Annotated in this window: 15 protein-coding genes and 1 pseudogene; 6 read left to right on the forward strand and 10 right to left on the reverse strand. The window is 60.1% G+C overall.

The window, feature by feature from the left end; genetic code table 11:
- Positions 1-34: 34 nt before the first annotated feature.
- The 4 genes from RQ479_RS04415 (at position 35) to RQ479_RS04430 (ending at position 3,332) form a co-directional block, all read left to right on the forward strand.
- Complete coding sequence (locus RQ479_RS04415; protein WP_376704236.1) at positions 35-556, forward strand: hypothetical protein; 522 nt, start codon at positions 35-37, stop codon at positions 554-556.
- Positions 557-770: 214 nt separating this feature from the next.
- Positions 771-1,124: a c-type cytochrome gene (locus tag RQ479_RS04420; RefSeq protein ID WP_376705868.1), complete on the forward strand. Its 354-nt coding sequence runs from the start codon at positions 771-773 to the stop codon at positions 1,122-1,124.
- A 146-nt stretch (positions 1,125-1,270) separates the two neighbouring features.
- Positions 1,271-2,203, forward strand: a complete 933-nt coding sequence (locus RQ479_RS04425; protein ID WP_376704237.1) for a heme o synthase — start codon at positions 1,271-1,273, stop codon at positions 2,201-2,203.
- A gap of 316 nt (positions 2,204-2,519) precedes the next feature.
- A complete protein-coding gene (locus RQ479_RS04430) occupies positions 2,520-3,332 on the forward strand; it encodes a DUF2189 domain-containing protein (protein WP_376704238.1) in 813 nt (270 codons plus the stop codon).
- A gap of 65 nt (positions 3,333-3,397) precedes the next feature.
- Here the strand turns inward: RQ479_RS04430 and RQ479_RS04435 are convergent, their stop codons facing one another.
- The 10 genes and pseudogenes from RQ479_RS04435 to RQ479_RS04480 all read right to left on the reverse strand — a co-directional run bounded on the left by RQ479_RS04435 (position 3,398) and on the right by RQ479_RS04480 (position 11,214).
- Entirely contained in the window at positions 3,398-3,871 is a 474-nt protein-coding gene (locus RQ479_RS04435; RefSeq protein WP_352466993.1) for an aminoacyl-tRNA deacylase, read from the reverse strand.
- A 144-nt stretch (positions 3,872-4,015) separates the two neighbouring features.
- Positions 4,016-4,420 (reverse strand): cytochrome C oxidase subunit IV family protein, encoded by a 405-nt coding sequence (locus RQ479_RS04440; protein ID WP_352517267.1) that lies wholly within the window; start codon positions 4,418-4,420, stop codon positions 4,016-4,018.
- Positions 4,421-4,430: 10 nt separating this feature from the next.
- Entirely contained in the window at positions 4,431-5,153 is a 723-nt protein-coding gene (locus tag RQ479_RS04445; protein WP_376704239.1) for a heme-copper oxidase subunit III family protein, read from the reverse strand.
- Positions 5,154-5,166: 13 nt separating this feature from the next.
- A complete protein-coding gene (locus RQ479_RS04450) occupies positions 5,167-5,871 on the reverse strand; it encodes a cytochrome c oxidase subunit 3 (protein WP_023678902.1) in 705 nt (234 codons plus the stop codon).
- The gene (gene ctaD / locus RQ479_RS04455; protein WP_376704240.1) at positions 5,868-7,637 is read right to left on the reverse strand and encodes a cytochrome c oxidase subunit I; all 1,770 of its coding nucleotides are present in this window, start codon (positions 7,635-7,637) and stop codon (positions 5,868-5,870) included. The genes RQ479_RS04450 and ctaD overlap by 4 nt, the downstream gene beginning before the upstream one ends.
- Positions 7,638-7,728: 91 nt before the next feature.
- Entirely contained in the window at positions 7,729-8,544 is an 816-nt protein-coding gene (gene coxB / locus RQ479_RS04460; protein ID WP_376704241.1) for a cytochrome c oxidase subunit II, read from the reverse strand.
- Between the two features lie 207 nt (positions 8,545-8,751).
- Positions 8,752-8,938, reverse strand: a pseudogene (locus RQ479_RS04465) (efflux RND transporter permease subunit); the annotation flags it as partial.
- 6 nt (positions 8,939-8,944) lie between these two features.
- Complete coding sequence (locus RQ479_RS04470; RefSeq protein ID WP_376704242.1) at positions 8,945-10,291, reverse strand: PQQ-dependent sugar dehydrogenase; 1,347 nt, start codon at positions 10,289-10,291, stop codon at positions 8,945-8,947.
- Positions 10,291-10,740: a DUF2231 domain-containing protein gene (locus RQ479_RS04475; RefSeq protein ID WP_292659902.1), complete on the reverse strand. Its 450-nt coding sequence runs from the start codon at positions 10,738-10,740 to the stop codon at positions 10,291-10,293. The genes RQ479_RS04470 and RQ479_RS04475 overlap by 1 nt, the downstream gene beginning before the upstream one ends.
- Before the next feature lie 117 nt (positions 10,741-10,857).
- Positions 10,858-11,214 carry an SPW repeat protein gene (locus tag RQ479_RS04480; RefSeq protein WP_376704243.1) on the reverse strand — a complete coding sequence of 119 codons (357 nt, stop codon included), beginning with the start codon at positions 11,212-11,214 and terminating at the stop codon, positions 10,858-10,860.
- Between the two features lie 494 nt (positions 11,215-11,708).
- Between RQ479_RS04480 and RQ479_RS04485 the strand changes: the two genes are divergently transcribed.
- Entirely contained in the window at positions 11,709-12,899 is a 1,191-nt protein-coding gene (locus RQ479_RS04485) for a glycosyltransferase family 4 protein (RefSeq protein ID WP_376704244.1), read from the forward strand.
- Positions 12,900-13,039: 140 nt separating this feature from the next.
- Positions 13,040-13,906, forward strand: a complete 867-nt coding sequence (locus RQ479_RS04490; RefSeq protein ID WP_023678894.1) for a bifunctional 2-polyprenyl-6-hydroxyphenol methylase/3-demethylubiquinol 3-O-methyltransferase UbiG — start codon at positions 13,040-13,042, stop codon at positions 13,904-13,906.
- Positions 13,907-14,368 lie beyond the last annotated feature (462 nt).

Consider the following 14,368-nt stretch of genomic DNA (forward strand, 5'->3'; position numbering starts at 1 on the left):
AGGTTGCTGACCGCAGCGGTTGTTGGAGGCATCGTTGAGACAGTTCTTCGGTATCGGAAGCGTGATGGCGGCATTCCTGCTTGCGTCGGTCTGCGGGATCGCTCAGGCTGATACGGTTCTCGACAACTGGCGGTTCGACAAGACCAGCGATGGCCTTGTCACCGCCTCGCTGTACGCGACCAACAAGCTCATCACCGGCGGCGGCGCATTGAGTTACAGCCCGGTATTGACGATCGCCTGCCGGACCGCCGGCGAACCGCGTTGGAGCGAATGGCTGCAGCTGAGCGACACCGTTTCCGCCAGCCGAACCATCGCCATGTCGGTGACTGTCGGCCAATCCGGCAAGCTCAACGAAAGCTGGTCGGTCGGCCCGCGCAGCAGGATGCTGGTCCGCGACGGTGCCGACGGCATCAGACGACTGATTTCCGCGGACCGGCTGCTGCTGTCCTGGCGGTTCGGGCTGCTGTCGGGGCGCGGCAAAGCCGAGTTTGACCTCGCCGGAGTTGAAGAGGCCGTCGGCCGGATCGCCACCACCTGCAACACCAAATTGCCTTGAGCGCGGATTATCCGCATTAATCCATTCAATGATCGAACTCTACCTGCCGGCCGGGTTCTGTGGTATGTAGGTGCCGCAACTCCAGGCAGTGGATATCCGTTCTGCCATTCAAGAGCGCATGCCAGCGTACTAAATGTCGGCCTGTGCAGGTCAGCCAGGGCAAATTGGCGATCAGGGAGGAAATGCCATGCGTGCCATCGTGTTTTTTGTCGTCATGTCCGTCGCGACCGTCATTGCCGGCCCCTCGTGGGCCCAGGATGCCGTGGCGGGTGAGAAGGTCTTCGCCAAATGCAAGGTCTGCCACGTCGCGGACAAGGATCAGAACAAGGTCGGTCCGTCGTTGAACGGCGTCATCGGCCGAACGGCCGGCACGCATCCGGGGTTCAGCTATTCCAAGGCGATGACCGAAGCTGGCAAGTCCGGCGTCAAATGGGATGAGGCCACGCTGACGACCTACCTTCGCGATCCCAAGGCGATGGTCAAAGGAACGAAGATGGCGTTTCCCGGCCTCAAGAAAGACGAGGACATCGCCAATGTCATTGCCTACCTGAAGCAATTCTCCAAATAACGCGGCTCTTCCGCCGGATCTTGGTATCGCAAACAGGTCGGGGCATAGCCTCGGCCGCAATCTGCCGGCAGCGTCAGGCGGGAGGCGGCTCGTTGCAAAAAAGACATTGGCCGGCTAGGCTGCCGTTCCCATCGGTGGTCGTCTGAATGTCGACTGAAGAAAGCCGTCTCAAGGATACCGGCATCCGCCTCTCGGAGGCGACGGCGGGTGATTTCTTTGCGCTTTTGAAACCGCGAGTCATGGCGCTTGCCGTTTTTACCGCCTTCGTCGGCCTGATGATGGCGCCCGGCGTAATGAATCCAGTTATCGCCGTAATCGCCATCGGCGCAATTGCGGTCGGAGCAGGAGCCGCCGGCGCGCTCAATATGTGGTACGACGCAGACATAGACGCCTTGATGTCTCGCACGTCCAAGCGACCAATTCCGTCCGGCCGCGTCACGCCTGGCGAAGCTCTCGGCTTCGGTCTGGTGCTTTCCGCACTGTCGGTCATGACGCTCGGCGTGCTGGTGGGGTGGCTTGCCGCATCATTGCTGGCGTTCACCATCTTTTTCTATGTCGTTATCTACACAATGTGGCTGAAACGCTCGACGCCACAGAATATTGTCATAGGCGGCGCGGCAGGCGCCCTTCCTCCGGTGATCGGGTGGGCGGCTGCAACTGGCGCTATCAGTATTGAAAGTCTCATTCTGTTTCTGATCATTTTCCTCTGGACGCCGCCTCATTTTTGGGCGCTGGCCCTTTTCAAGGTCGGCGACTATGCCGCGGCGGGTATCCCGATGATGCCGAATGTGGCCGGCCAGGACTCGACCAGAAGACAAATCTTCGCCTATTCGCTGCTATTGGCGCCAATCGGCGTGCTTCCTTGGGGCTTCGGCTTTGCGAGCGGATATTACGGCACTGTTTCAGCCGCATTGGGCGCAGGTTTCATTTGGCAGGCCTGGAAGGTTCTCGTCGCCGACAAGGAGATGAAGCCGGCAAAGGCGCTATTTGCGTATTCGATTGTCTATCTTTTCGCAATCTTTGCGGCGCTGCTTGCCGACACCATTGTAATGCGAGTGGTCGCGTCAGCCGGCTATTGACCCCTGCTCAAAACATCACGTTGGCAGAGCACAAAATCCCAGCAACAGCAGAATAACGACGCCAAGGCCGAGTATGAGAACTGTCCTTCCATCCATGACCTTCACCTTCGACTAGAAGAGCATATCGAAGAACGGCATCTGGAGCTAGTCAGGCTACCCGGGACCTCTTACTCCCGGGCCTTCCTACAAAGCGCGACAAGTTCCCCGCATGAGAGTATATTGATCATGGTGCAGGTCGCGGTTTGCGAGGGCCAATCATGCAGAACGGCAGTACCGTAAAACGCGACCTTACCGGACCTGGTCTGGAGGAATGGTCATGGCAAGCTTTCACGTGATAGCAGGCGCCAGCGAGACGCTGGAACACACCAGAATTCGAAAAATCGGTGTCTCCGATCTTTTTGATGCGCTCAGGCGTGGCGTCGATGATTTTATGGTCAAGCCGTCGCACATCGTTTTTCTCTGCCTGATCTATCCGCTTGCGGGAATCGTGCTTGCTGTCTGGACATCAGGCAACAACACGCTGCCATTGCTGTTTCCGCTTGTGTCCGGCTTTGCACTGATTGGTCCGTTCGCGGCGATCGGCCTCTATGAGATCAGCCGGCGACGGGAAGCCGGGCTCGACGCCTCGTGGAGGCACGCCTTTGAGGTCAGGAGTTCTCCGGCACTGCCGGCTATCGCGGCGGTCGGCATCATGCTGCTTGCGATCTTCATCGCCTGGCTTTTGACGGCCCAGGTATTTTACCAGACCCTATTCGGCCCGGCGCCACCGCAATCGCTGTCCAGCTTCATCAGTGAAATATTCGCCACGGGACGCGGCTGGACGCTCATCATCCTGGGTCACGCCATCGGCTTCATGTTCGCCGCGGTTGTGTTGTGTACCACGGTCGTCGCATTCCCGTTGTTGCTCGACCGCGATGTCGGCGCCTACGAAGCCATCCACACCTCGGTGCGCGTTGTCCTGGCCAACCCGATCGTGATGGCGGTGTGGGGCCTCATTGTCGCCGTCGCCCTGATCATCGGCTCGCTGCCAGTGTTCGCCGGGTTGGCGGTCGTGCTGCCGATCCTTGGTCATGCCACCTGGCATGTCTATCGGAAAGTTGTGGAATCGCCGCCGGCCACCAGACCGTGAGCTGAAAACCTGCCGTGCCCGCACCGGCGAAAGTGCCGGGTGCGGGCAGGGTGGGGGCAGAGCTTTCAATAGGCCGGGTGGCTGAAACGGGCCTGGCGCGCGTCCTTTGTCAGGTCGCGGAAATCCTTGCCACTCACATGCACAAGCGTCTTGTGGTCGCCGCCCTCGAAATAGACTTCGGGAGCGTCGCCGAGGCTTTCGTCGAGGACCACCGGCACATCATAGGCAGCGCCGATCGGCGGCACAGCGCCGACGTCGCAATCGCCGAACAACGAGACCACCTCGTCTTCGGAGGCTAGCCCAAGGGGCTTGTCCATGACATCCTGCAATGTCGCGAGTTCTATCCGGTGCGTGCTTGGAACCACGGCCAGCGCGTAGCCACGGTCGTGGTGAACGACGACCGATTTGGCCATTATGCTGCCGGGCACATGCGCCGCAATGGCGGATTGTCTGCTTGTCGCCGTGCGGTGATGCTCGACGGTGTCGTAGGAAATTCCTTTCCTATCGATGAAATCCTTCAGTCTGTTTGCGATGGTCATCTTGGGCGCCCCTTGCTGGTGTTCGCGACGCATATGGAAACGCCGGCATCGCCTGACGTCTCCGATACCAACAGAAATGGACCAGCCGTGGATTGTTTCAAGGCGAAGGCTCCAGGACCGGACCGCCTGGAGCCGGATTGCATGTCAGGGCCCGGCCCCGAAAAACGCCATTCGGGTTAGAAGCGTGTAGTCCGCTTCGAAGACCATCATCGTCACGAACACCAGCACCAGCACCGGCGGCAGGATGATCGCATATGTCAGCGCCAGCCGTTCCCAGGCCATGTGCATGAAGATGGCGACGATCAGTCCAGCCTTGAGGATCATGAAGATCAGGATCAGCGACCATCTGAGATAGCCATGGAGACCGAAATAGTCGACCAGATACGAGCAGGTGCTGAGGATGAACAACCACGCCCAGACTACCAGATAGAGCTTGATCGGGTGCTCCTGATGAACCTCCGCCGTGGTAACGCCGGTCGTCGTCGCATCATGGGTATGGGCGCGGTCCAGCGCATGCTGTCCCAGGCCGTTTGCGGTTGCTTCAGCCATGTCCTGCCTCTCACCAAAGATAGAAAAATGCGAAAATGAACACCCAGACCAGGTCGACGAAATGCCAGTAAAGCCCCATGATTTCGACGTTCTCGTAGCGGCCCCTCCGGCTGGTGAAGAAGCCGGGCCGTCCGACGTCGTAGTCCCCGCGCCAGACCTTTCGCGCCACGATGATCAGGAAGATCACCCCGATCGTCACATGCGTGCCGTGGAAGCCGGTAATCATGAAAAAGGATGCGCCGAACTGTGCAGCGCCCCATGGATTGCCCCAAGGCCGGACGCCTTCGGTGATCAGCTTGGTCCATTCAAAGGCCTGCATGCCAACGAAGGTCGCGCCGAGTGCTGCGGTCAAGAGCATCAGCACTGCCGTCTTGCGGCGGTCGCGGCGGTAGCCGAAATTGACCGCCATGGCCATCGTTCCGCTGCTCGAGATCAGCACGAAGGTCATGATAGCGATAAGGATCAACGGAATGTCGGAGCCGCCGATGCGCAGGGCAAAGACCTCGCTCGGATTGGGCCACGGCACGCGTGTTGAGATACGCGCGGTCATGTAGGAGAGCAGGAAGCAGCCGAAGATGAACGTGTCGCTGAGCAGGAAGATCCACATCATGGCCTTGCCCCAGGACACGTTTTTGAACGCCCGCTGATCCGAGGACCAGTCGGCGGCGATGCCTTGCCAGCCTGCGGGGCGCGGCCCCGTTCGGCCGATGTGGGTCAGTGTCGTCTCTGCCATCCGCCCGTTCCTCCTAGGTCAGCAACCCTCGGCAAATGTCGATCAAAGTCGAAGCCCAGCCGGCCAGAAGAGCGAAGATGGCGAGCCAGACGAAAAGCAGGAAATGCCAGTACATGGCGCACAGCTCGACGCTGAGGCGAAGCCGCTGCGGCTGCGCCCCGTTCCAGGCGCCGACGCTCGTTCTGCCCAGCCCGACCAACCCCCCCAGTATGTGCAGGCCATGCATTCCCGTTAGCAGGTAGAAGAAGCTGTTGGCCGGATTGGACGCCAGAAAATAGCCGTCCGCACTCAGTTCCCGCCATGCCACAAGCTGTCCAATCAGGAAGACGAGCGCCGTGAGTCCAGCGGTGGCAAGGCCGAGCCTGACCATGTCCACTTGACCCTTGCGCGCCGCGAGCGAAGCGCACTGTATCGCAATGCTGCTCAAGACCAGTACGCCGGTGTTAAGCCAGAGCAGGGGCGGGATGGGCAGCGGCCGCCAATCCGACAGCGCCATGCGCATGAAGTAAGCACTGGTGAACAGCGCGAACAGGCAGCCGACGACGGCAAGGAAGACGCCGAGACCGATCTTTGCAGTCGGCAGCGCTGATCGGTCCAGGGCGACAAAATCCCCGATCATACCTTGCTCGAGCCACGGCTTCGTCATTAGCCGCTGGTGGGAGAGCCACCACCCGGCAATACCGGCGATCACGAGCAGGAAGACCAGGATTACGCTCATGCCGGCTCCCTGGAGGGTGCGAAGGAGCCCGGAACGTTTTGCGGTATGAAGTCCTCCTTGGCGCCCGGTACGCTGTAGTCATAGGCCCAGCGATAGACAATCGGCAGATCCTTGCCGAAATTGCCGTGGGCGGGCGGGGTTTCCGGCGTCTGCCACTCGAGCGTCGTTGCCCGCCACGGATTGCCGCCAGCCTCACGGCCATGGCGGATGCTCCAGAGGAGATTGAACAGAAACACAATCTGGGCAAAACCGACGATAAAAGCCATGATGCTGATGAACGAGTTCAGGTGGTGGGCCGATTCCGTCATCACCGTCATGTCGGTCAATTCGTTGTAGCGCCGCGGCACGCCCATCAAGCCGAGATAGTGCATGGGAAAGAAGATCAGATAGGCGCCGAGGAAGGTGACCCAGAAATGGAACCGGCCCAGTGTCTCGTTCAGCATCCGGCCGGTGACCTTCGGATACCAGTGATAGATCGCGCCGAAAATCACGATGATTGGAGCGACCCCCATGACCATATGGAAATGGGCGACGACAAACATCGTGTCCGACAGTGGAACGTCGACGACGACATTGCCGAGAAATAACCCAGTCAACCCGCCATTGACGAAGGTGACGATGAAGGCCAGGGCAAAAAGCATCGGTATGGTGAGATGGATGTCGCCGCGCCACAGCGTCAGTACCCAGTTATAGACCTTGATGGCTGTTGGAACGGCGATGATCAATGTCGTGGTGGCGAAGAAAAAGCCGAAATAGGGATGCATGCCGCTGACATACATGTGGTGCGCCCAGACCACGAAACTCAGCGCGCCGATGCCGACGATGGCCCAGACCATCATGCGGTAGCCGAAGATGTTCTTGCGCGCATGGGTGCTGATCAGGTCGGATACGATGCCGAAGGCCGGAAGCGCCACGATGTAGACCTCTGGATGGCCGAAGAACCAGAACAGATGCTGGAACAGGATCGGGCTGCCGCCGCCGTGCTGCAACTGTTCGCCCATCTCGACGATCGCCGGCATGAAGAAGCTGGTGCCGAGCGCCCGGTCGAGCAGCATCATCACGCAGGCGACGAACAGCGCCGGGAAGGCGAGCAGCGCCATGACGGTGGCGGTGAAAATACCCCAGACAGTAAGCGGAAGGCGCATCAGCGTCATGCCGCGCGTGCGGCCCTGCAGCACCGTCACGACATAGTTCAAGCCGCCCATGGTAAAGCCGACGATGAACAGGATCAGCGAGACAAGCATCAGGATGATGCCCCAGTCCTGGCCGCCTGGCGTACCGGTCATGATCGCCTGCGGCGGATAGAGCGTCCAGCCGGCACCCGTCGGTCCGCCAGGCGCAAAGAAGCTCGACACCAGGACCAGCACGGCGAGCAGATAGATCCAGTAGCTCAGCATGTTGACATAGGGAAAGACCATGTCGCGAGCACCAACCATCAACGGGATCAGATAGTTGCCGAAGCCGCCCAGGAAGAGTGCCGTGAGCAGGTAGATCACCATGATCATGCCGTGCATGGTGATGAACTGGTAGTAGGCCTCCGGGGTGATGAAATCGAACGTGCCGGGGAAACCGAGCTGCAGCCGCATCAGCCAGGACAACACCAGCGCCACCATGCCGATCGCCGTCGCCGTCGCCGAATACTGGATGGCGATGACCTTGGCATCCTGCGAGAAGACGTATTTCGTCCACCAGCTGTGCGGATGGTAGAGTTCCATTTCCGCGACTTCGGCCGGCGGTACCGCATCTGCAGGTGTGATATCGACCATAGGAACACCTCCGTGCCCTTTTCGGCCAGCCCGACAGTTCGGGCTTGCCGCACTATTTTCAATCCCGACGGCGCGCCGTCGTTCCGGTTTCCTACTCCGCCGAGCCCATCTGCTGGGGCGCGGACAGCTGCGCAAAAGTCTGCTGCTGGCCAAGCCACGCCAGATAGTCTTCCTGAGTATCGACCATGACCACGCCATGCATCATCGGATGTCCCTGGCCGCAGAGTTCGGCACACAGGACCTGAAAGGTTCCGGTCTTGGTCGGAGTGAACCAGAAATAGGTGACCGAGCCCGGGATCATGTCCATCTTGGCGCGGAATTCCGGCACGTAGAAATCGTGCAGCACATCGATCGAGCGGAGCAGCATCTTGACCGGTTTGCCAAGCGGGAGGTGCAGGTCGGCCGCTTCCACTACGACATCGTCCTGGCCGTTGACATCGGTGGCGATGACGCCGAGTGGATTTTCAGCGTTGACGTCGCGAGTGTCGGATGTGCCGAGCTTGCCGTCCTTGCCGGGGAGGCGGAAACTCCATTGCCACTGCTGGCCGACGACTTCGACCTCTGTTGCGTCGCTTGGAACGTTAACGAACCGGCTCCAGACGAACAGGCCGGGAACCAGCAAAGCCGTGACGCCAACTGCGGTGACGACCGTCAGCCAGGATTCGAGCCGCCTGTTCTCAGGTTCATATGCCGCCTGATTGCCTTCCCGATGACGGAAGCGGAAGACGCAATAGGCCATGAAAAGAACCACGGCGGCGAAGACGACGCCGGTGATCCAGAAAGTTATAATGATGGTGTTGTCGATATAGTCCCAGTTCGAGGCAATCGGCGTCCACCACCATGGGCTCAGGAAGTGGAACAACACCGAGCCCACGACTATCAGAACGAGTACAAGCGCAACGGCCATGTCCCGGTTCCTCCCGGTATTCCAAGCGGCGCAAAGCCGTCCCGGGAAATACCAAGTGCATCATAACTTGATTTGCGATGAAAATTCTAGAGCCGGCTGTGGGAAGGGCAAAAATACCATTTCTCGGCGCTGGCGGTCCTTAGGCTCGGCGGTGATCAGGGCAGGCCTTCATCCAATTCCAGCTCAGCCGCCCGATGGCGAGCGCGCTGCAAACATCGTCAGCGTCGAGTAACCGGCAATGGCGGCACGCCGATGTGCCCGGCAGAATCACCGGAACGGCGATCGTCGCGCGCAGGTTCTGCAGGAACAGCAGCATGACGAAGAACGCCAGCACGATTGCTTGGAGCAGTATCGGTTCCACCTGCTCGACCGACAGCTCGACGAAGGGAGTGGAGCCACTTTATTGGCCGGCAGATGTCACCCGCCAAACTGTGTTGCCGACGTCATCAGCGATGAGCAGGGCCCCGGTTTTGTCTACAGCCAGGCCGACAGGCCGGCCGCGCGCCTTGTTGTCCTTATCCAGGAAGTCAGTCACCACGTCGGTAGCGACGCCGCTCGGATGGCCGCCGCTGAATGGTACGAACACCACCTTGTAGCCATTGAAGCGCGTGCGGTTCCAGCTGCCGTGCTCGCCAACGAAGGCGCCGCCGCGATATGTCTCGGGGAGGCTGTTTGCCGTATAGAAGGCCAGTCCCAGAGGGGCGACGTGGGAACTCAGCGCATAGTCCGGAACGATCGCTTTCGCGGCCAGGTCCGGACGCTGGGGCATGACGCGGGGATCGAGATGCTGGCCATAATAGCTGTATGGCCATCCGTAGAAGCCGCCATCCTTTACCGACGTCAGATAATCCGGCACGAGATTGGGGCCGAGCTCGTCGCGCTCATTGATCACTGCCCAGAGCGCCCCGGTTTGCGGCTCCCAACTCAGGCCGTTTGGATTGCGCAAACCGCTGGCGAAAATGCGTGACCGGCCGGTGGCCCTGTCTACCTGCCAGATGGCGGCGCGGTTCTTCTCCGCCTCAATGCCGTTTTCGGCGACGTTGCTGTTCGAGCCGACGCCGACATAGAGCAGCGAGCCGTCGGGGCTTGCCACCAGGCTCTTTGTCCAATGGTGGTCGATCGGGCCGCCGGGCAGGGCGGTGAGCGGCGTTCCGGGCGCGGTGATCTTTGTGTCACCGGTGTTGTAGGGATAGCGGATGATGGAATCGGTATTGGCGACGTAGAGATCGCTTCCCACCAGCGCCACGCCGAAGGGGGAGGTCAGGTGGTCGAGGAATACGCTGGTCAGCTCCGGCTTGCCATCGCCATCGGCGTCGCGCAGCAGCGTGATACGATTGCTCGGGCCGCTGTCGCCGCCCGAGGTGACCCAGGATTCGATCCAGCCCATCACCAAATCCTTGGGCCGTTTGATCGGTTCGCCAGCCGGCGCCTTGGACTCGACCACCAGGACGTCGCCATTGGGCAGCACGTAAAGCGACCGCGGATGCTGCAGGCCGTGGGCAAAGGCCTGGATCTGCAGCCCCTGCGCGACGGTCGGCTTCTCGTCGTTCTTCCATCCGACCGCGGAAGCGAGATGCATGGGCGGGAAGAAATATTGGATCGGTTCGGGCAGGTTTGGATTTGGCCCTATCTGCCTGCCGGGATCTGGGTCGTTGCCGCTGCATGCGGCAAGCGTGATCACCGCAGTGCCAATGAGGACGGACACCGCGATGCGCCTGGTCTGACTGATGGAGCTTGCTACGCGCATCAATCCGCCACTCCGACGTGATGCCGGTAAACCATGGACCAGCCCAGCCAACCAGTGAAGATGAGGATGAGCACGACAACCGCCGAGAGGATTAAGCCGGTGGGAACGATGGAGGTCCATGCATCGCGGGTGTGCACGAGCATGTTGATGATGGACAACGCCAGCGCCAGAAGATTGCCGAGCACGTGCGGCCAGGCGGGGGGCTGTGCCCTTATCAGCGGATTAGCCAGGAAATCGATCAGCCCCGCGATCGCTGCAAGGCAGCCCATGATCACGCCGACGGTAACCAGCCAAGCTGAGAAGTCAGCCCACATCATCTCCGCTGTTCGCCAGTAGGCCAGATCCGTCAGCAGGGTGCCGACGAAGCAGGCGATCGGAAATGGCACGAGCATCGGATGAATGGGATGTCCCGCAATCCTGGCCGTCGAACGCGGATTGTTACCGACCATAATGCGCCATCCTTCGCAGTTCTCGTCCAAACAAACTGCCATCCGGCCTCCGGCGGCTGTTGCCGAGAGGCCGGCAGATCCGTCAGGCCTAAGAAGGGCGCCGGGTGGCTGCGCTTGCTAGGCGGCGGACTGGGTCGGCGGGTTCTGATACATCATCCAGAGCTCGAGAGCGGCCAGGACGGCGACCAGAATGCCGATCACGACATGCACGGTCATCGCCGTTGTCGCCTGGAATCCAAGCACCCAGGGAGACACGAGGACCCACAGTCCGACGACCAGATTCACCCACTCTTCCCACACGGCAAATGCCGCGAGGGCGGCAATCGAAAGCACGACGATCAAGATTCCGCTGCCGAGGGCGTTCTGCGTCTGCGGGCCTGCCGCAAAGGCGAAGATCCAGGGAGAAAAGAACAGAATTGCCCCAAGGATCAGGTTGGCTACGTCACAGAGCCTGGCGTTTGTCCACTGGTTCATGGCATCCTCCATAGGGAGCGTTTATGGCTCCCGAGTTCGGCAAGGTGGTGCCTGAGTTCGGCGCGATACGCCCGAAGCCGCTCACTCCGTGTCACGGCAGTGCCCTTGCCCGGCCGGAGTTGCGCACTGGCGAACTCCAGTCAAATCCGGCTATGTAACTGATTTCCGGGCTTTATGTTCCATTGGGCACCGGCACGCCTGGATCAATTGATGGTGATCGAGCAATCCCAAAGCTACCTGGTCAGGGGCGGTGGGGCGGCGGCGCGTAGCTCATTCTGTCTTTTTATCGAGCCGGTGAAACATTTCTCAGGGATCGCAGTTCTTGGATCCAGAGGAATTGAATAAGGGCAACCTGATTGCGCGGGAGGAGCACGGACGGCACAACTATAAATACGCTCTGCATAGAATACTTTGCAACGGGAAGCTCTCGCTTGTCTTGGTTGCCGCCGAAGCTTGTTTGAAAGACGGCGGTTGCCGCCGAAAAGATTTTCTAAATGAAAATAGCCCAGATCGCGCCGCTAACCGAATCCGTGCCGCCCCGAACCTACGGTGGAACCGAGCGAATTGTGTCGTATCTGACCGAAGAACTTGTCCGACAGGGCCACGAGGTGACGCTGTTCGCCAGCGGCGATTCTCGTACGTCAGCCGAGCTGGTGCCGTGTTGCGAGGTCGCGTTGCGCCTGAATCCCAGGGTTCTGGACGGTGTTCCGCACCATGTCATGATGCTTGAACGGGTGCGCCGGCGAGCCGATGAATTCGACGTTTTGCATTTCCACGTCGATATTCTGCACTTCCCCATAATTCGGGATTTTGCCAGACGAACGGTTACCACGCTTCACGGCAGGCTCGACCTGCCCGATCTGGCGCAGCTTTATGCGATGTTCGACGACGTTCCCCTAGTCTCGATTTCCTTCGACCAGCGCCGGCCCATGCCGCCCGTCAATTGGGTTGGAACCGTGCATCACGGCCTGCCCCGCGATCTTTTGCCATTCCACCCGAACACCTCTGGCTATCTTGCATTTCTCGGTCGTATCTCGCCGGAAAAGGGGCCGGAAACGGCCATAGAAATAGCAGCGCGGGCCGGGATTCCTCTGAAGATCGCCGCCAAGATCGACAAGGTGGACCAGTCGTTCTGGAAGGAAAGGGTCGAGCCGCAAGTGCTGCGGCATTCGAACGTGGAGTTCATTGGCGAGATCGATGAGCGGCAAAAGGCGGATTTTCTGGGCAATGCGACAGCGCTTTTGTTTCCGATCGACTGGCCGGAACCCTTCGGGCTCGTAACGATCGAAGCAATGGCCTGCGGTACGCCGGTGATTGCGTTCCGGCGTGGCGCCGTCCCGGAGATCATCGATCACGGTGTGTCCGGATGGATCGTGGATACGGTGGAGGAAGCTGTGGGCGCGCTCCGGCGGATAGACAGCCTCGAGCGCGCACGAGTGCGGCAGACGTTCGAGAAGCGGTTCACGGTCGAGCGCATGTGCAGCGATTATGTGGCACTCTACCGAGCACTCACGAGCGGCAGAGCAGACGCAGTTGACCCCGCAAACGAGCTCTCCAGAAACATCGCGATGGTGGCCGCGGGGGCTGAGGAACCGACTAATCCACATGCAGACCACGACGGCGGCGTCAGGGAGCGCCTGCGGGGTCTTGTCGCCGGGCGCGGCGATTGCGCCAGAAGCCTTTGATCAGCAGCAAGCCTTCCCGGAGCTATGGCTTTCGCGAGCGGCGGCGCACTGCCGCCCGATCCGGATTGACGCGCGATACTTTCGCTGCAAAGGTACTTTAACGACTTGTTTACCATGCGTCAGTCAGGGGTGGGGGGAATTTGGAACGGTTTCTGGGCGCGAACCGCCTTAATTGGGATGATCGGGCCGAACTGCACTCGACCGACACAACGGGCAGCTACCACATCGAGAATGTGCTGGCCGGCGGATCCAATCTCTATGAGCTGGAAACGCGCGAGCTCGGCGATATCGCCGGCAAGGATATCGTCCACCTGCAGTGTCACATCGGTCTTGACACGATCAGCCTTAAGAATCTCGGCGCAGGCAGCGTGACCGGGCTCGACTTTTCACCGACGGCGATCGTGGCGGCGCGGGATTTTGCTGCGAAGGCAGGCACCGACGTGCGCTTCGTGGAAGCGCCACTGTTCGAGGCGGTGGAAGCGCTCGGTCGGACCTTTGACATCGCTTACGTTACCTGGGGTTCGGTAAACTGGCTGGACGACGTGTTCCGTTGGGCGCGGGTGGTTGCCGATCTCCTGCGACCCGGCGGCCGCCTCTACATGGCCGAGGGCCATCCATTGATGTTTCAGTGCGATCGAAAGGCCGCGGCCCTGGAATTGAAGCACGACTGGCGAACGCCGATAGCTCGGCCGCTCGCCTGGAACGAGGAACTGACCTACACCGGCGATGACCGCATCTTGAAGCATCCTCGCTATTATGAGTGGATCCACCCGATCAGTGACGTGGTGAATGCGCTGATTTCAGCGGGTCTGACGCTCGATTTTCTCAATGAGCATGACACCGTTTCGTGGCAGCACTTTTCATTTGCAGTGCGGGCCGGCAAGGATATGTACGGCCTGCCCGAGAACTCTCCCAAGATACCGATGGCCTATTCCATTGGGGCGACGAAGCGCAGCGTCGGCAAGATACCATACCTTGTGTCTCCCAAGGCGATTGAGGGCCACTAGTCCAGGCCAACGCTCTTGAGTACTCGGGTCGGAGCGTCGAAGTGTGCAATCGCGCTCGCGCTCCTCGATCTTCCGAGCAAGCCTGGTCTAGCTGGCCTCACTGTCGGTCCGCTTCCACAGACGAACGCCATGAGATGAGCAGGGAACGGCGGCCGGCCGCCGTTTCCTGCTCGCATCAGATCTCCTCGCGAATGGTCAGCAGACGCTGGATCCCCGGCGCCCAGCGCATCGCAATCAGTGGGACGATGGCAGTGGAAATCGGCAGCTGGCTCCAGCCGCTCGGGCCTGCAACATCAGCAACGGTCGGAAAGTGCAAAAGCTCTAAGGAGCGTGAAGGTCAAATTAAACATTGAAAGCTAATGTTCCTCATCGGGTCGACCCGGGAACCTGAAATGGCACTTGAGGAATCGCCTATTGGCTTTTTTCCGCGCTAGGTTCGGCGGCATCAAGGAGGTCGTCTTT

This window comes from Mesorhizobium sp. ISC25, assembly GCF_042295465.1.
In the GTDB taxonomy this organism is placed as follows: Bacteria; Pseudomonadota; Alphaproteobacteria; order Rhizobiales; family Rhizobiaceae; genus Mesorhizobium.

Coding starts and splice junctions, on each gene's coding strand:
- RQ479_RS04420 (WP_376705868.1), top strand. CDS start 771: ATGTCCGTCGCGACCGTCATTGCCGGCCCCTCGTGGGCCCAGGATGCC.
- RQ479_RS04425 (WP_376704237.1), top strand. CDS start 1,271: ATGTCGACTGAAGAAAGCCGTCTCAAGGATACCGGCATCCGCCTCTCG.
- RQ479_RS04430 (WP_376704238.1), top strand. CDS start 2,520: ATGGCAAGCTTTCACGTGATAGCAGGCGCCAGCGAGACGCTGGAACAC.
- RQ479_RS04435 (WP_352466993.1), bottom strand. CDS start 3,871: ATGACCATCGCAAACAGACTGAAGGATTTCATCGATAGGAAAGGAATT.
- RQ479_RS04440 (WP_352517267.1), bottom strand. CDS start 4,420: ATGGCTGAAGCAACCGCAAACGGCCTGGGACAGCATGCGCTGGACCGC.
- RQ479_RS04445 (WP_376704239.1), bottom strand. CDS start 5,153: ATGGCAGAGACGACACTGACCCACATCGGCCGAACGGGGCCGCGCCCC.
- RQ479_RS04450 (WP_023678902.1), bottom strand. CDS start 5,871: ATGAGCGTAATCCTGGTCTTCCTGCTCGTGATCGCCGGTATTGCCGGG.
- ctaD (WP_376704240.1), bottom strand. CDS start 7,637: ATGGTCGATATCACACCTGCAGATGCGGTACCGCCGGCCGAAGTCGCG.
- coxB (WP_376704241.1), bottom strand. CDS start 8,544: ATGGCCGTTGCGCTTGTACTCGTTCTGATAGTCGTGGGCTCGGTGTTG.
- RQ479_RS04470 (WP_376704242.1), bottom strand. CDS start 10,291: ATGCGCGTAGCAAGCTCCATCAGTCAGACCAGGCGCATCGCGGTGTCC.
- RQ479_RS04475 (WP_292659902.1), bottom strand. CDS start 10,740: ATGGTCGGTAACAATCCGCGTTCGACGGCCAGGATTGCGGGACATCCC.
- RQ479_RS04480 (WP_376704243.1), bottom strand. CDS start 11,214: ATGAACCAGTGGACAAACGCCAGGCTCTGTGACGTAGCCAACCTGATC.
- RQ479_RS04485 (WP_376704244.1), top strand. CDS start 11,709: ATGAAAATAGCCCAGATCGCGCCGCTAACCGAATCCGTGCCGCCCCGA.